At 71.1% G+C, this 21,133-nt stretch carries 13 protein-coding genes and 1 CRISPR repeat array; of the genes, 5 read left to right on the top strand and 8 right to left on the bottom strand.

The genetic code is table 11. The features are described 5' to 3' along the window. Positions 1 to 110: 110 nt before the first annotated feature. The 3 genes from ACRWK8_RS02955 to ACRWK8_RS02965 all read right to left on the bottom strand — a co-directional run bounded on the left by ACRWK8_RS02955 (position 111) and on the right by ACRWK8_RS02965 (position 10,658). Complete coding sequence (locus ACRWK8_RS02955) at positions 111 to 2,963, bottom strand: CRISPR-associated endonuclease Cas3'' (protein WP_431868148.1); 2,853 nt, start codon at positions 2,961 to 2,963, stop codon at positions 111 to 113. Between the two features lie 176 nt (positions 2,964 to 3,139). Beyond that, positions 3,140 to 8,229: a CRISPR direct-repeat array (repeat unit 29 nt; unit sequence CGGTCCATCCCCGCGTCTGCGGGGCTCAC). A gap of 792 nt (positions 8,230 to 9,021) precedes the next feature. Then, on the bottom strand, positions 9,022 to 9,726 hold the full coding sequence (locus tag ACRWK8_RS02960; protein ID WP_431868150.1) for an exonuclease domain-containing protein: 705 nt from the start codon (positions 9,724 to 9,726) through the stop codon (positions 9,022 to 9,024). Beyond that, on the bottom strand, positions 9,723 to 10,658 hold the full coding sequence (locus tag ACRWK8_RS02965; protein ID WP_431868152.1) for a LysR family transcriptional regulator: 936 nt from the start codon (positions 10,656 to 10,658) through the stop codon (positions 9,723 to 9,725). The genes ACRWK8_RS02960 and ACRWK8_RS02965 overlap by 4 nt, the downstream gene beginning before the upstream one ends. A gap of 122 nt (positions 10,659 to 10,780) precedes the next feature. Here ACRWK8_RS02965 and ACRWK8_RS02970 point away from each other — a divergent pair, with 122 nt between their 5' ends. From ACRWK8_RS02970 to ACRWK8_RS02985, 4 genes are all read left to right on the top strand, one after another. Continuing rightward, positions 10,781 to 11,710: a DMT family transporter gene (locus ACRWK8_RS02970; RefSeq protein ID WP_431868154.1), complete on the top strand. Its 930-nt coding sequence runs from the start codon at positions 10,781 to 10,783 to the stop codon at positions 11,708 to 11,710. 187 nt (positions 11,711 to 11,897) lie between these two features. Further along, entirely contained in the window at positions 11,898 to 12,404 is a 507-nt protein-coding gene (locus ACRWK8_RS02975) for an LURP-one-related/scramblase family protein (protein WP_378740644.1), read from the top strand. A gap of 109 nt (positions 12,405 to 12,513) precedes the next feature. Further along, positions 12,514 to 13,731: a sensor histidine kinase gene (locus ACRWK8_RS02980; RefSeq protein WP_431868157.1), complete on the top strand. Its 1,218-nt coding sequence runs from the start codon at positions 12,514 to 12,516 to the stop codon at positions 13,729 to 13,731. Next, positions 13,719 to 14,366 carry a LuxR C-terminal-related transcriptional regulator gene (locus ACRWK8_RS02985; protein ID WP_431868159.1) on the top strand — a complete coding sequence of 216 codons (648 nt, stop codon included), beginning with the start codon at positions 13,719 to 13,721 and terminating at the stop codon, positions 14,364 to 14,366. The genes ACRWK8_RS02980 and ACRWK8_RS02985 overlap by 13 nt, the downstream gene beginning before the upstream one ends. 39 nt (positions 14,367 to 14,405) lie before the next feature. Here the strand turns inward: ACRWK8_RS02985 and ACRWK8_RS02990 are convergent, their stop codons facing one another. The 4 genes from ACRWK8_RS02990 to ACRWK8_RS03005 form a co-directional block, all read right to left on the bottom strand. Further along, the gene (locus tag ACRWK8_RS02990; RefSeq protein ID WP_378740660.1) at positions 14,406 to 15,296 is read right to left on the bottom strand and encodes a bile acid:sodium symporter family protein; all 891 of its coding nucleotides are present in this window, start codon (positions 15,294 to 15,296) and stop codon (positions 14,406 to 14,408) included. Between the two features lie 142 nt (positions 15,297 to 15,438). Further along, entirely contained in the window at positions 15,439 to 15,990 is a 552-nt protein-coding gene (locus ACRWK8_RS02995) for an ATP-binding protein (protein ID WP_431868161.1), read from the bottom strand. A 180-nt stretch (positions 15,991 to 16,170) separates the two neighbouring features. Next, positions 16,171 to 17,703, bottom strand: a complete 1,533-nt coding sequence (locus tag ACRWK8_RS03000; protein WP_431868277.1) for a glycerol-3-phosphate dehydrogenase/oxidase — start codon at positions 17,701 to 17,703, stop codon at positions 16,171 to 16,173. Between the two features lie 56 nt (positions 17,704 to 17,759). Then, on the bottom strand, positions 17,760 to 18,338 hold the full coding sequence (locus ACRWK8_RS03005) for a TetR/AcrR family transcriptional regulator (RefSeq protein WP_431868163.1): 579 nt from the start codon (positions 18,336 to 18,338) through the stop codon (positions 17,760 to 17,762). A gap of 17 nt (positions 18,339 to 18,355) precedes the next feature. Between ACRWK8_RS03005 and ACRWK8_RS03010 the strand changes: the two genes are divergently transcribed. Continuing rightward, positions 18,356 to 19,996, top strand: a complete 1,641-nt coding sequence (locus tag ACRWK8_RS03010; RefSeq protein ID WP_431868165.1) for an FAD-binding oxidoreductase — start codon at positions 18,356 to 18,358, stop codon at positions 19,994 to 19,996. A gap of 60 nt (positions 19,997 to 20,056) precedes the next feature. Here ACRWK8_RS03010 and ACRWK8_RS03015 read toward each other — a convergent pair whose 3' ends face one another. Continuing rightward, positions 20,057 to 21,025 carry a hypothetical protein gene (locus tag ACRWK8_RS03015; RefSeq protein ID WP_431868167.1) on the bottom strand — a complete coding sequence of 323 codons (969 nt, stop codon included), beginning with the start codon at positions 21,023 to 21,025 and terminating at the stop codon, positions 20,057 to 20,059. Between the last annotated feature and the right edge of the window lie 108 nt (positions 21,026 to 21,133).

Genomic DNA, 21,133 nt, shown 5'->3' on the forward strand with positions numbered 1-21,133 from the left:
AGCTGGCTGACGCCGGTTGCGAAATGACCTACCTGCGTTGCGCGAAACTGTACCAGCCCTCGGGGGATTTCCATACATTCTCAGAGGCCACCAAATTAGACAAATTAAACTTATCTCCACATAAGTCCTTTTTCTTTATGCAGCACCCAGGAACGATCGCCGACATCACCCTCTTCGACAGTTCCGTCGGCGTTCACGTACTGCGGAATCATGATCACCTCACGGAGCCTGAAATCCCTCCGCCACGCCTGCGGCAGGACCCCTTCCCGCGCCTTCTGCGACGGCACCCATTGCCCGCCTCTCACGGGAATTGTCCTGCGGATCACCTGCGCCAGGTCGGCCTCGGTGAACGCTCCCTCCCTCCCTGCCCCACGCTCAGGGAGTCGGACCGTGCACTCTCGGTCCAGCCAGGTTTCGCCCCTCGCGTCCTTGAAGCAGCAGAGGACGCGAACCGAGTCGGCGTCGAACCGGGTGGAGGCCACTTCCTCGTCCACACCGAACGACCCGGCCGTGAGCTCGTACAGACCTCCGCTCAGACCATCCGGTGACACGAACATGTCCTTCGCCAGGGTTCGCATGCCCATGTCCTTGCCGAGGCGGTCGATGTCGTGCTTCATGTCATCGATGAGACTGGGGTCGTCGTACACCCGCTCCACGAGCTTCTGGACGTCTCCAGGAACCTCGACGGGCCTGCCTTCCCGTTCAAGCAGGAGGTTCTGCGTCCGCACCAGGAGAGAGGCGGCGTAGACGAAAGTCCATACTTCGGGCATCTTCTCCTTGGTCGGCTGTTCCGGGGCGAGAACGGCCACGCGCGGATGCTGCGCCCAAACCGGACGAGTGATCACACCAAGACGCTGGTGCCGCCAGCACCGCCCAGCTCGTTGCAGCAGAAGCGAGATAGGCGCGAGATCGGAGACGATCGAATCAAAGTCAAGATCGAGACTCTGCTCAATGATCTGTGTCGCCACGAGAATCGCTGACTTCGGACGGTTCTTGCCCGCGTCCTTCTTCCCGAAGAATCGGACCACCTTCTCCGTGATCTCGTCCCGTTGCCATCCTGGGAACCTCGCGTGTAGCAGGAGCAGCTCCGGGCGCTCCGCCGGGTCGGGAAACCGTTCGTGCAATACGTTGCCGAGCAGGTCATACGTCTCCTGGGCCTCGGCGACCGTGGTACAGATGACCGCCGCACACCCTTCCCCTGAGGAGAGCAGGCCAGCGAGCTCGTCCTTCAGAGCACCAGCACGGTCCACCCTGCGCTCCCTGCCGGCCCCCTCCTGCGGAACGGGGACCAGGTCCAGGTGGAGCGGATCGCGTTCCTCACCAGTGATCGGTTCGGGATTCCGGGTGATGGTGCCCGTGCCGATGTCCGCGTAGATCCATCCCGGATAGTCGACGCTGTCCACGGCGGGCGCGGGGCCCGCGGACTGCCTCCGTCTGCGGCCGAGCCTGGGGCGGCGACGTTTGCCCGCGCCCTCGAGGTAAGCGGTGACATAGGCGTCCGCAGCCGTCCGGTGCAGGGTCGCCGACAGGAGGATCACAGGGACGTTCAGCTTCCCCAGCCACCTGAAAAGCCGCTCAAGCCCTTCCTGCATATAAGGGTCGACCGCATGTGCCTCGTCAATGACGACGACTTTCCCGATGAGGCCGAGCAACCGGACCACGTTGTGCTTGAGCCTGAGCACAGCCATGAGGATCTGGTCGATGGTGCCCACAGACCAGGACGCCAGCAGGCCCCGCTTACGACCGAACAGCCAGTCGGTGACCTTGCACCCCTGACCATCCGGGCCTGAGGTCAGAACGGTTGACGGTACGGCGTCGAGCACCCCTGGGTGGTAGTCCTCGTTGAGCCAGGCCATGGAGTGCAGCAGAGTCAGAGGACGCGGGACGTCCGCCCTGTGTTCGGCGTATCCGCGAAGCCTGCCGTACATCTGGTCCGCCGTCGCCATCGTAGGCAGCGCGATGTAGCGTCCCGGACACCCCGCCGCGTAGCCCATGATGTCCGCCGCGTGGAATGCCGCCTCCGTCTTTCCCATTCCCGTCGGCGCGGTGACGAGCAGAAGTCCCACACCGGTGCATACCTGGGGTAGGTGTTCGGCGATGGAGGTCTGCAAGCCGTTGGGCGTGGTGATCTCGGGGAACGACTCCGGGAAGGTCGCGGGTGTGGTGGTCAGCGGCCGCAGACCGGAGTCATCCAGCAGCTTCGGGGCAACGGACCTTTGATGCTCGAAGTAGGATCGCAGGCTCGCCCTGTCCCCCACCTTGGGTTTGCGGAGTTTCTGGGCGAGGACGTGTCGTTTCTGGCTGACGAGCCAGTCGGCGAGGATGACCAGCCCGCAGACGACACCGGCGATCGGCTCTGGGAGAGTCTCAGGGGCCTGAGGGTTGTCGAGAAGCTCTGTGAGGGTGTGCAGGATCTGCCAGCGTTGCTCGTTCCACCGGTCCTCGTCGAAACCGGCATCGCGGAGAGGGTCGTTGCCTTGGGAGTCGAAGAACTCCGGGAACAGGCCGTGGTGTCCGCCGAGGAGTTGCGCCACGAGCAGAGTACTTGCGCCCAGCTCATCTGTCAGGGGGTAGCCGACCTGCGGAAGCGCTGTTTCCAGCCAGCGGGCGGTGGCAGTGGCGTGGCCTACCCGTTCGGTGAGGTCCCGCTGAACGGGGTAGGCCGGAAGGTCGATGGGGATCTGATGTTGAAACTGCGGAGTGGCTTTCCCGATGTCGTGCAGGCCAGCCCAGTAGGCGATGAGGCGACCAGCCTGTTCGGCATCGACGCCCAATGCCCTGGAGATCGTGGCGCGCGGGCCGGGGGCCAGGTACTCCTCCCACAGTGCGAGCGCCATCGCGGCCGCGTCCATAGCGTGACACACGAGCGGGTGGCGATAGCCTCCGAGGTCGCGCTCCTTGGCCCATAGGCGGAGGTCGACCAGGTGTTCAGGCGCCGTCGAAGGGCCGAACGGATACGCCATAAGTTCCCCTCACATCAGACCTGTAGCGCGGGCAACAGTAGATGGCGAGTCTGACAAAACCTGACACTGAGGCGTCAGGCGTGCTCCCTCTACGTCCCCGGGATTCACGCGCTCACGAGTGTCCGTAGAGGCCATGGGTCAGCCCACGGGGCTCACCGGCCACAGCGTGATGTGATCGGTCCATCCTCGCCTCAACGGGGCTCACCCGGTGGTCCTGGAGGGTCAGAACCCAGTGGTAGGTCCATCCCCGCGTCTGCGGGGCTCACCTGATGACCACACAGGACCACCACCACGCCACCGGTCCATCCCCGCGTCTGCGGGGCTCACGAGGGCCTGGCCACCGCGTCGGGCAAGGGCGGCGGTCCATCCCCGCGTCTGCGGGGCTCACACCGTCACCAGGTCGATGCCCGCCCTAGGTCCCGGTCCATCCCCGCGTCTGCGGGGCTCACCTGAGAACGTGCAGCGCCTCATGGCTGCGTTCCGGTCCATCCCCGCGTCTGCGGGGCTCACCGGGACCCGTCGCCCACGCTCCGCCTCCTGAACGGTCCATCCCCGCGTCTGCGGGGCTCACCGGGACCCGTCGCCCACGCTCCGCCTCCTGAACGGTCCATCCCCGCGTCTGCGGGGCTCACGCCAGGAAGGCCACCCCCATGCCCCGCCGCATCGGTCCATCCCCGCGTCTGCGGGGCTCACCCGGCCCGCTTGTGGGTGACGACCGCAACCGCCGGTCCATCCCCGCGTCTGCGGGGCTCACCCCAGGACATCTCTTCACTCATCGGTTTTCTCCGGTCCATCCCCGCGTCTGCGGGGCTCACGGGTACGTGATCCGCCACCCCGACCCGTACAGCGGTCCATCCCCGCGTCTGCGGGGCTCACCCACCGACGGCGGCCCCCAGGCACAGCCCCAACGGTCCATCCCCGCGTCTGCGGGGCTCACGTCACCATCAGACCAGGTGGGGACGGTTTCGCCGGTCCATCCCCGCGTCTGCGGGGCTCACGCCTCTACGCGCGCGATGGCCTCGGCCTCGCGCGGTCCATCCCCGCGTCTGCGGGGCTCACGGGCCCGTCTCCGCTCAGGGGGCGGGCCTCTCCGGTCCATCCCCGCGTCTGCGGGGCTCACAGGACCATGGTGGCTAGAGCCAGAAACGGCGACGGTCCATCCCCGCGTCTGCGGGGCTCACTACTCGTTCATGTCGATGCGCTTCTTCGAGCGCGGTCCATCCCCGCGTCTGCGGGGCTCACCGCAGCCCCTTCCGCGATGGCTTCCCCGACCTCGGTCCATCCCCGCGTCTGCGGGGCTCACGGCCTCTTCTGCGCAGGGACGACGTGCGGCCTCGGTCCATCCCCGCGTCTGCGGGGCTCACGTGGACGCGGACCGCGCGAAGAAGGCGCTGGCCGGTCTATCCCCGCGTCTGCGGGGCTCACGTGGACGCGGACCGCGCGAAGAAGGCGCTGGCCGGTCCATCCCCGCGTCTGCGGGGCTCACGTGGCTGCCCGGCCTGGGCGACGGCCCCAAGTCGGTCCATCCCCGCGTCTGCGGGGCTCACGAGGTCTACGATCCCGGTATGGACATCTACGCCGGTCCGTCCCCGCGTCTGCGGGGCTCACAACTCGCGGGTGGAAGGCAGGCGATCTCCTGCCGGTCCATCCCCGCGTCTGCGGGGCTCACCTGGAAGCGGCCGTCGCGGAGCCGTGCACGCACGGTCCATCCCCGCGTCTGCGGGGCTCACTTGGGGTTCTTCGCCAGGGTTCGGACGGCGGCCGGTCCATCCCCGCGTCTGCGGGGCTCACGCCTGCGGGGTCTCGGACCCCCACCGGGCCGGCGGTCCATCTCCGCGTCTGCGGGGCTCACTCCCGCAGGAGCTTCACTGTCTCCGCAGTCGCCGGTCCATCCCCGCGTCTGCGGGGCTCACTGGAGCCGGGCGACGTCGGTGGTGAGTGTGGCCGGTCCATCCCCGCGTCTGCGGGGCTCACCGCGAGCCGCTTCGCGTAGTGCTCATCGAACTCGGTCCATCCCCGCGTCTGCGGGGCTCACGACGCCGAGATCGTCCAGGCGCACTCCCTCCGCGGTCCATCCCCGCGTCTGCGGGGCTCACACCTGGAGCACACGCGGCAACGCGACGCCCCCGGTCCATCCCCGCGTCTGCGGGGCTCACAGGTTCGTCGCGGTCCGGGCCCGGTTCTTCGCCGGTCCATCCCCGCGTCTGCGGGGCTCACGGCGTCGATGAGGAAGTCCAGCATCAGCGCGGCGATCCATCCCCGCGTCTGCGGGGCTCACTCTGGATTCGACCCCGAGGACCTCGACCCGCACGGTCCATCCCCGCGTCTGCGGGGCTCACCTGACCCTGACGGGCAAGCACACCCTCCAGACCGGTCCATCCCCGCGTCTGCGGGGCTCACAACCGGCGGGCGACCGCCAACAAGGTCGCGTCCGGTCCATCCCCGCGTCTGCGGGGCTCACAACAACGGCGCCCGACGTCTACGCGAGGCAATCGGTCCATCCCCGCGTCTGCGGGGCTCACCACATTCCCTACTGTTACCGGGCTCGCGTGTGCGGTCCATCCCCGCGTCTGCGGGGCTCACTCGGCAGCCTCGTTGAGCAGGGCGACAACTTCCGGTCCATCCCCGCGTCTGCGGGGCTCACGGGAGCGCCTGATGACCGACGTCAACACCGACCGGTCCATCCCCGCGTCTGCGGGGCTCACACGAGGCCCGGGTCAGGGGGTGGGACCTCACCCGGTCCATCCCCGCGTCTGCGGGGCTCACGAACGCATGGACGAAATGGCGGAGATCGAGTTCGGTCCATCCCCGCGTCTGCGGGGCTCACCTCAGGAGCGCTTTCCACGCGTCCTTGAGCCCCGGTCCATCCCCGCGTCTGCGGGGCTCACTCGGGGTGGGCGCGGACGATGGCCTTCAGCTGCGGTCCATCCCCGCGTCTGCGGGGCTCACAACGCGGCCCGCGCCTCAGCGATCCTGCGGACCGGTCCATCCCCGCGTCTACGGGGCTCACCTCACGGTGAACTCCTTGGGGTGCTGGGGCTACGGTCCATCCCCGCGTCTGCGGGGCTCACGCGTGCTGCTGGCGCAGGTCCTGGACGAACGCCGGTCCATCCCCGCGTCTGCGGGGCTCACGCGTGCTGCTGGCGCAGGTCCTGGACGAACGCCGGTCCATCCCCGCGTCTGCGGGGCTCACAACGCGGCCCGCGCCTCAGCGATCCTGCGGACCGGTCCATCCCCGCGTCTGCGGGGCTCACGTGAGATCGAGTCCGTCCTCGCGGCGGACGTCCGGTCCATCCCCGCGTCTGCGGGGCTCACCCAGGCGCAGATTCACCAGGTCCACGCTCTGCGGTCCATCCCCGCGTCTGCGGGGCTCACGGCGTGCTCCTGCACGCCGCCGCCGGGTTTTTCGGTCCATCCCCGCGTCTGCGGGGCTCACGACGAAGCAGGAGAACGCATGAGGACCCAGAGCGGTCCATCCCCGCGTCTGCGGGGCTCACGCGCCCCCCTCCCGGGCACCGAGCAGCTGCGGCGGTCCATCCCCGCGTCTGCGGGGCTCACGCGGAGGTAGTCGGCGACGTCATCCGCGAGCGCGGTCCATCCCCGCGTCTGCGGGGCTCACTTGGGGTGCTCGTACAGGTAGTTCGCGACCCGCGGTCCATCCCCGCGTCTGCGGGGCTCACCACGCAGCCCTGGCCGAGCACACCGGCCGGACCGGTCCATCCCCGCGTCTGCGGGGCTCACGCCGCCAGCTCCTCCGAGCGCGTGGCCAAGGTCGGTCCATCCCCGCGTCTGCGGGGCTCACGGCGGTCGGCGTGGTCGTGGTCATGGTGTCCCCGGTCCATCCCCGCGTCTGCGGGGCTCACCGCTTGGGCTCGGCCGACGGCCGCCGTGGCGGCGGTCCATCCCCGCGTCTGCGGGGCTCACGTCGTCATCCCAGTCCGGGTGCACGATCCGCACGGTCCATCCCCGCGTCTGCGGGGCTCACTTGGGGTGCTCGTACAGGTAGTTCGCGACCCGCGGTCCATCCCCGCGTCTGCGGGGCTCACCCCGCCACCCTGGAGACCGGGAAGGCCCAAACCGGTCCATCCCCGCGTCTGCGGGGCTCACGGCGCGGGCTCGGCGGCCTGCTGGGCGGGCGTCGGTCCATCCCCGCGTCTGCGGGGCTCACCCGACCAGCGGCGGCCGGGGGCGGCTCTTCCTCGGTCCATCCCCGCGTCTGCGGGGCTCACGGAGGAAGCCGAGGTTGTGGAGGATGCCCCGACGGTCCATCCCCGCGTCTGCGGGGCTCACGTGAACCCGGGCTGGTCCTACAAGGACACGTTCGGTCCATCCCCGCGTCTGCGGGGCTCACCTCCTCGATGGCCTCCTCGGACCCCTCGGCCGCGGTCCATCCCCGCGTCTGCGGGGCTCACCTTCGGTGGCGCGACGAGGAGAACGCTCGGATCGGTCCATCCCCGCGTCTGCGGGGCTCACGTACGTGGAGTCGGTGGTGTCCTTGTCGGGGGCGGTCCATCCCCGCGTCTGCGGGGCTCACGTCATCGAGGGCAAGCCGTCCCCGTCCTCGGGCGGTCCATCCCCGCGTCTGCGGGGCTCACCTGTCCGCGTCCAGCTCCGCCTTCGGCAGGGACGGTCCATCCCCGCGTCTGCGGGGCTCACGTGATGCTGGGCAGAGCCATGAGTTAGTTCTCCGGTCCATCCCCGCGTCTGCGGGGCTCACCACACTCGATCACCTGTGTCGAGACCTGCGAACGGTCCATCCCCGCGTCTGCGGGGCTCACCGGGTAGTTGTTGCTGTAGCGGACGTTGTGGCCGGTCCATCCCCGCGTCTGCGGGGCTCACAGCAGGTTCTCGCGGACGATCTTGAACTCGGCCGGTCCATCCCCGCGTCTGCGGGGCTCACCGGTCGAAGATCCTGGGGCTGGAGCCGCCGTTCGGTCCATCCCCGCGTCTGCGGGGCTCACACCAGGTGCACGCGGATCGAGTTCGGGCCGGGCGGTCCATCCCCGCGTCTGCGGGGCTCACCTGCTGCGCCGGTGCGGGGAGACCGTCACCGACGGTCCATCCCCGCGTCTGCGGGGCTCACGTCAGCTCGTAGCGGCTGAACGTGGACTTCGCCGGTCCATCCCCGCGTCTGCGGGGCTCACCCCCGTGCCGGTCCGGTGGGTGCCTGGGGGGTCGGTCCATCCCCGCGTCTGCGGGGCTCACTCGATGGGCCATGATCCGGTTTCCCGCCACACCGGTCCATCCCCGCGTCTGCGGGGCTCACTGCAAATGACCTGCAACAACGCCAAGCGTTATCTTCCCGCAACATCAGTTTGCGGTGACAGGACCGCACACCACTCGGGTTCGCCGTCGCACAGCGCGAACTCGAACATGTGCGAGTAGAACGCCACCGCTCCGCCCCCACGAATCGAAGGACTCCAGCCCCATCACCCTTTCATGACGCCCAAGGGATCTCCACGGAGAGAAAGGCACCATGTCAGACGGGCCGGGGGATCTCCGGGTGCACCGCCCCCAGCGTTCCTTGTGGCCGAAGGGCACCGCGATCAGCTCTTCCGTCGGCAACGACCATCCGACCTTGGGTTCTCCAGAGCCCACCTCCACCTGGACGCCGGAGAAAGTAACTGTCTGTCGCTCATCCACAGCATCCGAGGTCTCACTCCCGGTATGAGCGTCCAGCTCGGGAACGACATGGAGGCGCCCCGGCAACCCGCCTTCGTCCTCCGGGTCCGAGCCCACGTGCTCCTCGACCCCCGTGTCGAGGAGGAGCTGCTCATCGACTGCGGGCATACTTCGTACGCTCCGGGCCACCGCGCGGAACACTCGTATCAGCAGCTCATACGCCCCGATCAGCTCGACCAGCGGGCGGCCATCACTCCTCACCGCCCCCTCTCCGCGGCACGCACTCCGCGCCCACGCTCGGGCGGCTCCGCGGTCTCCTCCATGACCAGCCGCGCGTTCCCATCTGCCACGTGTCCCGCAGGGGACACAGCGAGGAAGACCGGCGGAGACACTGTCCCGCCGGTCTTTTCGTGTGCGCGGGGTCGGGACGGCGGGCTCAGGCGGGGATCAGCGGCCAGGAGCCGTCCACCACCGCTTCGGGGTTCCGGCGGCGCAGGTACTCCTGGAAGCTGGCGGACTGCTCCGACTTCCACGTGATCTGGGCGGCGTGCAGCTCCTCGGCGGTCAGCGCCGCGATCTCGGGGTGCTGGGCCGCGATCTTCCAGGCGAGGCGGGCGGCGGCCAGGGCGTCGGCGGCCGCCCCGTGCGCCTCCTCCTGGGCGAGCGGCACCTCGTAGTGGGCACAGACGTCGACCAGCTTGCGCGAGCCACGGCGGAAGGTGTCCACCTCCTTGTCCAGGACCAGGGGGTCCACCACCAGGGGTTGGGCGGCCAGGGGACGGCCCGGGCGGTGGAGCGCGAGCTCGCGGTCGAGGAGGGTGAAGTCGTAGGGCGCGTTGTAGACCACCACGGGCAAACCCTCCGCGATGACCGCCTCCAGGGCTGCGGCGATCTCGGTGACCACCTCGGCGGCGGGTCGCCCCTCCGCACGGGCCTGTTCGGTGGTGATGCCGTGGATCTCGGTGGCCTCCTGCGGGATCTCGATCCCGGGGTCGGCCAGCCAGGTGGTGACGTCCTTGGTCCGGTTGCCGGGGTCGATGCGCCACAGGGCGGCGGTGACGATCCTGTCGCCCTCGACGTCCAGGCCCGTGGTCTCGACGTCGAAGGCGGCCATGGGCCGGGTGTGCCAGGAAGTGTTCACGTGACTCCTCGAGTGTTCGGTTCGGTGCTGGGTGGGGCCGTGTGTTCGGTGAGCGCGGTGACGCAGGCGCGGATCGCCGGGGTCTCGGCGTCGGCCCGCCACACCGCGTTGATCGTCCTGCGCAGGGGCGGGTCGGTGGGCAGGAACAGCACACCCTCGGGTGCGGTGCGTCGGCCGAGGTCGGGGACGAGTGCCATGGCCAGACCGGAGGCCACCAGTTCCAGCTGGGAGGGGATCTCGGCGAGCGTGTACCTGATGTCGGGTTCGACGCCCCGGGAGCGCAGTGCCTGGAGGATCGCCTCGTAGGGCTCGGTGCCCGCCGGGCAGCTGGCCCAGGGCAGGCCGCCCGGGGCGGCCAGTGACGCGAGGTCGACGGGGGGCGGGTCCGCGAGGGGGTGCCCCCTCGGCAGGGCCAGGCAGACGCGTTCCTCCAGGAGTTCCACCGTACGGACCCCGGCGGGCAGCGCGACCGGGCGGCTGGACCAGCTCTCGGCCAGGACCAGGTCCAGTTCCCCGCGCAGGAGCGGGGGGACCAGGGAGACCACCTCGCCGTCGCGGACCGTGGGGACCAGCCGGGGGTGTTCGGTGAGCAGGGCGGACAGCGCTCCGGGGAGCAGGTTGCGCACGGCGCTGCCCACGCCGCCCAGGCGCAGCGGTCCGAGGATCTGCCGGTCGAGGGCGGCGAGGTCGGTCTGGGCCTCGCTGAGCTGGGCCAGCACCCGGTCGGCGTGCGCGGCCAGGACACGGCCCGCGTGGGTGAGCCGTACCGTGCGCCCCTCGGGTTCGAGCAGGCGCTGCCCGGCCTCCCGCTCCAGTTTGGCGAGCTGCTGGGACATGCCCGACGGCGTCACGTGGAGGACCCGTGCGGCGCGCGCGATGGAGCCGTGGGTGCGCACGGCGGCCAGCGCCCTGAGTCGTTCCATGCTGAACACGGAAGCAACACTACCGACTACCAGCGACAAATCATCGCTTTTGTTTCAGGGTCGGAGACGCCACCCTGGATCTGTTGACTCGCGCGTGACGGGTCGGCGGCGACGGAGGGGGCGCGGGGCCAGTGGCGGGAACGGACACGAGGCGGACGGGGCAGGGGTCGGTGCTGGACCGGGCCAACCCCGTGGTCCTGGCCGTCGTGGGGTCGGCCACCACCTCCGCCACGGGGGTGTTCGTGAAGCTGTCCGGCGCCAACACCGGGACGGCGGCCTTCCTGCGGTGCGCGCTGGCGCTGTTCGTGCTGGTCCCGATGGCCCTGATGGAGATCCGCCGGGTGGGGCCCCGAGCGCTCCGGCTCGTGGGGATGGACCTGGTGGCGGGGCTGCTGCTGGGCGTGGACTACGTGTTCTGGGTGGCAAGCATCCAGCACGTGGGCGCGGGGATGGCGACCGTGCTCCTCAACATCCAGGTGGTGGTCTTCCCGCTGTTGGCGTGGGTGTTCCTGGGCGACCGCGCCCCGCTGCGGTTCCTGCTCGCGGTCCCGGTGATGCTGACCGGAGTGGCCCTCACAGCGGGGGTGGTCGGTCCGGGCACGGACGGCGCCGCCTCCGGCGGTGACCCGTGGCTCGGCCTGCTCTACGGCTGCGCCGCCGGGGTGACCTACGCGGGCTATCTCTTCCTGTCCCGGCTCGGCGGCGGGCAGGGGCACACGGTGACCCCGGTGTGCGTCTCCACCGCCTCCGCCGCGCTCGCCGCCGGTGTGCTGGGCGCGCTGTGGAGCGGGATCGACCTGGCCTCGTTGGACGCCATGGCCTGGCTGTGGCTGTCGCTGCTGGCGCTGACCGGTCAGGTGCTGACCTGGCTGCTCGTGGGCTCGGCCCTGCCTCGGCTGACCGCGAGCACCGGGGCGGCGATCCTGGTGCTCCCGCCGGTGCTCGCGGTGGCCATGAGCGCGGTCTTCCTGGGCGAGCGGGTCACGCCCGTCCAGTTGGGCGGTTGCGTGCTGGTGGTCCTGGCGATCTGGTTGTCCCAGCGCCAGGGGACACGGCGCTGACACCGCGGGCACGCCCTCCCAGGGCCACCGAGCGCGCCTCCCCTTGCTCCGGGCGCCGGGCGACGCCGCCCGCACCCCCGGACTCGCCCCGCTCGTGGAGGCCCTGCGGGAGCTCGCACCGGGCCCGGCCGCCCGCACGCCCCGACCGGGTACCGGCCCTCCGACGCGGATGCCCTACCGTCGGGGCATGAAGTTTCTGGTACGTGAACGCGTGTTCGACATCGGCGACGACTTCTGGGTGACCGACGAACAGGGCACCAAGGTGTTCTGGGTGGACGGCAAGGCCCTGAGACTGCGCACCACCTTCGAGCTCAAGGACCCCAAGGGCGAGGTCCTCATGGTGATCCGCAAGAAGCTCTTCAAGGTCCGTGACCAGATGCGCGTGGAGCACGACGGCTCGACCGTCGCCACCGTGCGCAAGCGGCTCTTCAACCCCGTCCGGGACAAGCTCAACGTCGAGGTCAAGGGCGGCGACGACTGGGAGGTGGTCGGGAGCTTCTTCGACAAGGAGTACTCGATCAGCGACAAGGAGGGCACCGTCGCGGTCGTGTCCCGCAAGTGGTTCCGGATGCGCGACACCTACGCGGTGGACGTCAACACCCACCGGCGCGACCTCGCCGGGGACCCCGCCCTGGTGATCGCGGTCGCCGTGGCCGTGGACGCCCTCACCGGCGACGACGGAGACGACGACTGACCACTCCCCCTTCCGGTAGCCAGCTGTAGTGCCCCCGGTCTCCCGTTGGCCCAGACTGGTCCGTGACGGCGATCGGCGCCGTCACGGACACTCGGCTGAGGAGAACGGAATGCGGAAGGTGTGGGATCGGCCGTTACGGGCGTGCGGCCGCCTGCTGGCGGCGCTGGTCTTTGGGATGCTCACCCTCGTGATGGCGCCCCTGACCCTGGTCGTGGCGCTGGCGCTTCCGTTCAGCGGGGTCGGTACCTACCTGGCGTCCCGGTGGGTGCGGATGGTGACGCGTTGGGCGGACTGGAACCGGCGGCGCGCCGCGCGGTGGCTCGGGGTGGACGTCCCCGACCTCCCGTACCCGCCCGACCGTGGCTTCCGCGCACTGGTGGGCGCACCCGCCACCTACCGGGTGCTCCTGTGGATGCCGCTGTTCTCGGTGGTGAGCATCCTCCTCGGCTGTCTGGCCCTGATCGGCCCCGGCATGCTGGTCAACACCGTCGACTCACTGCTGTGGTGGGCGTACCCGGCGGAGTTCCGGCCGGAACAGCTCGGGTTTCCGGTGGACGGCTGGGGTGCCGCCGTGGTCTCCGCCGTGGTCCAGTGCGCGGTCGGCCTCGCGATCCTGCGATGGGCGATGGTCCCGATGTGCGACGCGCACGCCCGGATGTGCGTCCGGTCCCTGGCCCCCTCCGAGCAGGAGGTGCTCGCGCACCGCGTGGACGAGCTCCAGCGCACGCGCGCCGGGGTGGTGGACGCGCACGGGGCCGAACTGAGACGGATCGAGCGCGACCTGCACGACGGCACCCAGGCCCGCCTGGTGGCGATCGCCATGCAGCTGGGCGTGGCCAAGGAGTCCGCCTCCGACCCGACGGTCGCCGCCCTCCTCGAACAGGCGCACACCGGGACCGAGGAGGCGATGACGGAGCTGCGCGACGTCATCCGGGGCATCTACCCCCCGATCCTCGCGGACCGGGGCCTGCCCGGCGCGCTCACCGCGCTCGCCGGGCGGACCACCCTGCCGGTACGGCTGGACGTGGCCGACCCTGGCACGCTGCCGGTGGCGGTGGAGACCGCCGCCTACTACGCGGTCACCGAGTCCGTCACCAACGCGGTCCGGCACAGCGGCGCGGAGGCGATCTCCGTCCGGCTGACCCGCGAGGCCGACCTCCTGACGGTCGAGGTGTCCGACGACGGGCACGGCGGCGTGGACGAGTCCGCCGGGAGCGGGGTCCGGGGGCTGCGCCGCAGGGCCGCCGCGCTGGACGGGAACGTGACCGTGCACAGTCCCTCGGGGGGACCGACGACGATCAGGGTGGAGCTGCCGTGCGGATCGTGATCGCGGAGGACAACGTGCTGTTGTCCGAGGGCCTCAAGCTGCTGCTGTCCACCCGGGGGCACGAGGTGGCGGCCGTGGCCGTGGACGTGCCCGCCTTCGCGGCGGCCGTCGACAAGCACCGGCCCGACCTCGCCCTGGTGGACGTGCGGCTGCCGCCGAGCTTCCGCGACGAGGGCATCCACGCGGCCATCGCCGCGCGGAGCGCCCACCCCGGGCTGCCGGTCCTGGTGCTGTCCCAGTACGTCGAGCGCGACTACGCGGGCGAGCTGCTCTCCGACGGCCAGGGCGGGGTGGGCTACCTGCTCAAGGACCGGGTGGGCCGGGTGAGCGAGTTCGTGGAGGCGCTGGACCGGGTCGCCGGGGGCGGCACCGTGATGGACCCGTCGGTGGTGCAGCAGCTGCTGACCTCGCGTCGGCGGGACCCGTTGGAGACCCTGACCGCGCGGGAGCGCGAGGTGCTCGCGCTCATGGCCGAGGGGCACGACAACGGTGAGATCGCCGCGCGGCTGGTCGTCACCACCAACGCGGTCCACAAGCACATCGGCAACATCTTCCAGAAGCTGGACCTGGCCCCCACGGACAGCGGCCACCGCAGGGTGCGCGCGGTCCTGGCCTACCTGAGCCACCGCGCCTGAGGCCGGGGCCGGACCCCGGTCCGCGCGTCCGCGCCCGGGTCAGGCGGCCCGGGCCGCCCGGTCCTCCCGGGCGCCGCGCCGGTTCAGCAGGGCGCCCGCCGCCGCCGCGGTGAAGAACATCAGCACACCGTAGACCGCCGAGGGGATGGCGATCTCGGTGCTGTTGAGGACGGTGACGGCGATGGTGAGCGACAGCGTGGTGTTGTGCAGGCCGATCTCCATGCAGGAGGCGACGGCCTCGGGTCGCTCGGTACCGACCAGGCGCGGCGCCCAGTAGCCGATGACGAGACTCACCACGTTGAAGACCAGGACCATCAGGCCGACCGAGACGATGTACTCCGGCAGGTTGGCCCACTCGGCGGCGATGGCACCCACGATGACGGCGACCAGCACGAGGACGGAGCCGAGCTTGACGGGCTTCTCCATGCGCTCCGCGAAGGAGGTCAGCTTCGCTCGGACGAGCATGCCGAGGGCGACGGGGACGAGGATGACCGCGAAGACCTGGACCATCTTGTCGGTCTGGAGGCCGATGGTCCCGCCCTCGGTGAAGTAGCCGAGGGAGAAGCCGGTGACCAGCGGCAGGGTGACCATGGCGGTGAGCGAGTTGATCGCGGTCAGCGAGATGTTGAGCGCGACGTTGCCCTTGAACAGGTAGCTGTACAGGCTCGCGGTGGTGCCGCCGGGGGACGCGGCCATCATCATCATGCCCACCGCCAGCAGCGGCGAGAGGTCGAAGCGGGTGACGAACAGCAGGACGAGGCCGAAGCAGAAGAGCGGCAGCAGGACGATCTGGCAGCCCAGGACCAGGACGATGGTCCAGGGCATGGCGAGCAGCCGGGTGAAGTCGCGGACGGTCAGTGACAGTCCCAGTCCGAGCATGATGACGCCGAGGGCGACCGGCAGGCCGACCGTCGTGAGGGCGGAGTCCATGGGGGCACCTTGGGGGAGGGCCGCGGGGGCGGCACGGGTGGTGGGGGCGGCCGCGTGACCTGCGCCACAAAGCTGCCTACAAGGAGGAGATAGTGGCACGGGTCACCCGGACTGACAAGACCAGGGCCCCCTCCGCTCCAGGTCAGGCGGCGGGCCAGGAGCTCCCGGTCATGTCGTAGGCCAGGTGGAACCACACCTTGCGGATGCTGGGATGCCCGTTGTCCCCCCACGTGGTGGCGAAGCTGTCGATCAGCGCCAGTCCCCGCCCGTCCTCGGCGGTGAGTCGGTCCTCGGGGGGCGAGGCGAACAGCTGACCCCCCTCGTCTCTCAGCGCGTTGAGGGGGGTCCCGTTGTCCCGGCAGGTGACCGTCAGCCCGTTCGGCCCCCGGTCCACGCGGATCACGAAGCTCTGGCCCGGCTCCCCCGACCTGCTGTGCCGGATCGCGTTGGTGGCGAGCTCGGCGCCGAGCAGGGTGAGGACGTACCGGTAGTCGGAGTCCCGTCCGGCCGCGCAGGTGTCCAGGAAGGCGCGCACCATCGGCACGCTCACGGGCTCACCCGGGAACTCCCAGCGGCGCTTGGTGAACGGGACCGGGACACGGCCGTTGAAGTAGTGCCGGTACTCGTCCGGGACCCTCGCGAGAACACCGTCCTCGTTCTTGGTGAGGGTGGGCACGGCAACGAGCGTGGGCATGACTGACTCCTTCGGCGGGGCGGCTCAGTGGACGGGCGCGCCGGAACGGGGGCGGCTGCGGGAGTGTCCGAGGGGGGAGGGAGGGCTCGAACCGGTATGACCTTACGCGATCACATCGTCGCGGAACAGGGGAGTCCGGTGTGGTGAGTTCCCGAATTCACCGCATCCGTCCCCCTCCCGTCACTCGTCCCGGGCCAGGGCCTCCTTGGCCGCGTCCTCGGCGCGCTCCCGCTCGGCGTCGACCAGAGCCAGCCTGCTCCGGCGTTCCAGCAGGTCCGCGACGTCCAGCGCCCCCTCGTGCCGGACACCGAAACGGAGCTCGGCGGGGGTGATGCCCCGCACGACCGGTGTCAGGGCGGCCGGGTCTCCCCCGGCCTCCGCGACCACGTCGAGCGCCTCGGTCCCGTACCGGGCCACCAGGTGGCGCGGTGCGTCCAGTCCGTCGAGCTCCTCGTGGGAGGCGGCGCCCACGAGCGGGATCGAGCGGGTGCGGCAGGGCCCGGCGGGGAGGCGGTGCGCGGCCACGAGCGTGTCCACGGTCTCCTCCGCCATCGCGCGGTAGGTGGTGAGTTTGCCGCCCACCACGGTCACCGTCCCGTTGGGCGCGACCGAGACGGAGTGCTCGCGGGAGAGGTTCGCGCTGGAGCCGTCCCCCTGGAGCAGCGGGCGCAGCCCCGCGAAGGAACCGAGGACGTCCGCCCGGGTCAGCCGGGTCTCCAGGGCCCGGTTGAACTGGGTGAGCAGGAAGTCCACGTCCTCCTCGGGCACCTCGGGGACGCGGGCCGCGGGGCCGTCCACGGGTTCGTCGGTGAGCCCGGCGAAAACCCGGCCGTCGGGCTGGGGAAGCGCGAACACAAAGCGGCTCACGCTGCCCTCCAGAGGGACGGTGAGCGCGGCCGTGGGGTGGCCCAGGCTCGCCCCGTCCAGTACCAGGTGGGTGCCCCGGCTGGGGCTCAGCCGGACGCTGGGGTCGAGGGCGTCGGCGTGCACGCCGGTCGCGTTGACCACCGCGCGCGCCCGGACCGGGATGATCCCGCCGGTGGTCTCGTCGCGCACGACCACCCCGTCCGCGCTGACACTCTCGGCGGAGCAGCGCGTGATGATCCGGGCGCCCTCGCGGGCGGCGGTACGGGCGATGCCCACCACCAGGCGGGCGTCGTCGACGAGCTGACCGTCGAAGGACAGGATGCCGCCGAGCAGCCCCTCGGCCCGTACCCCGGGCAACAGGCGGGTGGTCTGCCGGGCGGTGAGGAGGCGCGGGGCGCGCAGCACCGTGGAGGGTGTGCCGGACAGCACGCGCAGGAGGTCGCCCATGCCCATCCCGGCACGGACGAACAGGGAGCGGGCCAGGCCGGACTCCCGGAAGACCGGCACCACCATGGGCATCGGCCGGACCAGGTGGGGGGCGGTGACGCGCATGAGGACGTCCCGTTCGCGGGCGCTCTCGTAGGCGATGCCGACCTGCCCCTTGGCGAGGTAGCGCAGCCCGCCGTGGACCAGTTTGGAGCTCCAGCGGCTGGTGCCGAACGCCAGGTCCTCGCGTTCGACGAGCACCGTGGACAGACCGCGCGCGGCGGCGTCCAGGGCCACTCCGGCGCCGGTGACTCCCCCGCCGACCACCAGGACGTCCACCTCGGGACGTGCCTCCAGTTCCGCGAGGTCGGCGGCGCGCCGAGCGGCGTTCAGGGATGCGGACCGGTCGTGCTGACGCATCATGGCGTCCTTTCCGAAGAGTGGGTGGCCGGGGAGCAGGGGCCGGGGGCGGTACTTCAGGGCCGGAGGTAGCCGTCCAGCAGGGTGGAGAGCTCCTCAACCAGGCTGTCGTGGTCGAGGACGTCGGCGAGGAGGCGGTGCGAGGTGACGGTGTTCTGCACGGTGACCATGATCAGGTGTGCGAGCACCGCGGGGTCTCCGCCACGCACGGAGCCGTCGGCCTGTCCCTCCGCGACGGCGGGTTCGAGGAGTTCGAGCGCCGCCCGGTGGCTGCTGCCGAGGCGGTGGAAGGTGTAGGTGGCCAGGAGCTCGGGTTCGGTGTCCACGATGCGGGTGACCAGCGGGTGGGCGAGCATCGCCCGGGCGACCCTGGCGGCGTGCCGGACCAGCTGCGCGCGGATGCTCGCCGCCCCGCCGGAGCCGACCTCCTCCGCGACGAGGATCCGTCGGAGCTCACGGGTGAGCAGGTCGGCGACCAGGGCGGTCACGTCGGGCCAGCGCCGGTAGACGGTGGGGCGGCTGACCCCCGCGCGCCGTGCCACGTCGGTCAGGGTGGTGCGGCGGACTCCGAAGGCCTCGACGCATGCGCGCGCCGCGTCGAGGATGTCGTCCTCTACGTTACGTTTTGACGCCATGTGTAAAACTGTAGAGCATGACCCACGATGCTCGCACTGAACCCGACGTTGTCAGCCTCACTGACACCGCCCGCACCGCTCCGGACATGAGCTGGTACGCCTGGGGCGACCCCGCCAAGGCCAAGGAGCTCGACCCCGGACTGCGGGAACTGGTCTCCCAGGTGCTGCGTACCAGGACCACGGACATGCCCCCGGTCGCCGAGTCGGACGTGGAGCTGTCCCCCTCGCGCCTGGACGGCCGGTTGCTGGCGGCCCTCACCGACGTCCTCGGCGCCGGGCACGTGCTCACGGACGACGCCACCCGTCTCGTCCACGCGGGAGGCAAGAGCACCCCCGACCTCCTCGCCCGCCGGGCCGGTCGCGCCACCGCCACCGACGCCGTGCTGTACCCGGCCGACCACGAGGAGGTGGAGCGGGTCCTGGCGCTCTGCTCGGCCGAACGCGTGGCCGTGGTGCCCTTCGGCGGGGGCACCAGCGTGGTGGGCGGGGTCTCCCCCCTCGACGGCGGCTTCCGCGCGGTCGTCACCCTCGACCTGCGCCGCCTGAACCGGTTGGTCTCCCTGGACACCACGTCCCTGACCGCCGTCCTCGGCGCGGGCGTGCGCACCCCGCACGCCGAGGCGATGCTGGCCGAGCACGGACTCACCCTCGGGCACATGCCGCAGAGCTACGAGTACGCGACCATCGGCGGGTACGCCGCCACACGCTCCAGCGGGCAGGCCTCCGCCGGGTACGGACGGTTCGAGGACATGGTGGTGGGCCTGCGGGTCGCCACCCCGCGCGGCACCCTGGACGCGGGCGGCCCCCCGGCCTCCGCCGCCGGACCCGACCTGCGCCGCCTGCTGGTGGGCTCGGAGGGCACACTGGGCGTCATCACCGAGGTGGCCGTCCGGGTCCGCCCGAGGCCGGAGCGGGTCCTGGACGAGGCCTGGTCCTTCCCCGACTACGCCACCGGGGTGGACGCGCTGCGCGCCCTCGCGCAGTCGGACACCCGGCCGACCATGGCGCGGCTGTCCGACGAGACCGAGACCTTCGTGAACGCGGCCCTGGGCGGGCGCGAGGCCGTCCCGGGCTGCCAGGCCGTGCTCGGCTTCGAGGGCACCGAGGCCGAGGTCGAGGCACGCGCGGCCGTGGTCCGGGAGGTCATGGCGGCCGCGGGCGGCACACCGCTCGGGCCGGACCCGGTGGCGCACTGGCGCGAGACCCGCTTCCACGCGCCGTACCTGCGCGACACCCTGCTGTCGGCGGGGATCCTGGCCGAGACCCTCGAGACCGCCGCGTCCTGGAGCGACCTGCTGCCCCTGTACACGGCCGTGGTGGGTGCCCTGACCGGCGCGCTGGACGACGACGAGAGCGGGTCCGTGGTGCAGTGCCACGTCTCGCACACCTACGCCACCGGCGCCTCGCTGTACTTCACCGTGGCCACGGGGGCGGGCGAGGACCCGGCCACGCGGTGGGACCGCGCCAAGCGGGCGGCCTCGGACGCGATCGTGGCCAACGGCGGCACCATCACCCACCACCACGCCGTGGGCACCGACCACCGACCGTGGATGGCGGCCGAGCTGGGTCCGCTGGGCACCGACGTGCTGCGCGCGGTGAAGTCGGCACTGGACCCGGAGGGTGTGCTCAACCCGGGCAAGCTCATTCCCGAGGCGTAGACCGACCGGGGCGCGGGCTTCGAGCGGGCCCGCGCCCGGTGCGGGGGTCGGGGCGGGCGCCTACTTCTCGGCCGACCGTGTGAGCTGGCGGGAGACGTCACCGCTGACGGACTCCACGGTGTTGAACAGGTCCTGCACCTCACGATCGCCACCGGCGCCGGCCACGGCCACGGTGCCGGCGATGTTGTCCGTGAGGAAGGCTCCGACACCCATGGAGCCCGAGGCGCTGAGCATGTCGCCGCCGCCCTCGACCACCGAGGCCATCACGAGGCTCTCGGTGCCGATGGAGGCGAAGTCCCACAGCACCTGGGAGGTCACGCCGTAGTCCTCCCTCTCCGTGATCTCGCCGGGCGGGAACGACTCGCCCAGCTCCTCGTTGACCATGTCCCCGCTGAACAGCTCGTCCAGGTCCCGCTGGGTCTCCGGGTCGTCGGGGTCGATGAGCTCGGCGGCGACCTCGACGTAGACGCCGTCGGACTCGATCGAGCACGAGAGGGTGCCGAACGACTCTCCGATGGACCGGTCCTCAGGGTCGAAGCCGCCGGACGCCGAGGGGACGTCCCCGTCGAAGAAGGGGCTCAGCACGCCGTTGTCGAAGGCCTCGGCGCAGTCGTTCGGCATGGCGGTGTACACCGAGCTGGAGTTGAGCGCGATCACCACGCCGCCGATGGCCGCGACCAGTACCACGGCGCCGATCGCGCCGCCGACGATCAGACCGGTCCTCTTCCTGGGGGCGCCCGGCGGACCGTAGCCGGGCGGCGGGCCCTGGGGAGGCATCCCCGGCGGCGGGAACTGGCCAGGAGGACCCTGGGGAGGTTGCTGACCGAAACCCGGGGGCGGTCCCTGGGGCGACTGCTGTCCGTACCCGTGGCCGTACCCGGGTGGCGGACCCTGAGGGGGCATCCCCTGCGGGGGGAACTGGCCGGGAGGACCCTGGGGCGGCTGCTGCCCGTACCCGTGGGGCGGCCCCTGGGGCTGCTGGCCGGGGTAGGGGCCCTGCGGGCCGTTCGGGGGCGGGGGCTGTCCCATGGGGGTACCTCGTGGTCTGATCCGTGGAAATCGGGCCCTTCAAGTTCTACCGGACACAGGACGTGAGGAATCTGCCCGCGTCCTCTTTCGGTCACCCAGGGTCGCCGG

The sequence above is a fragment of the Nocardiopsis eucommiae genome, from assembly GCF_965344335.1.
GTDB classification, from domain to species: domain Bacteria; phylum Actinomycetota; class Actinomycetes; order Streptosporangiales; family Streptosporangiaceae; genus Nocardiopsis; species Nocardiopsis eucommiae.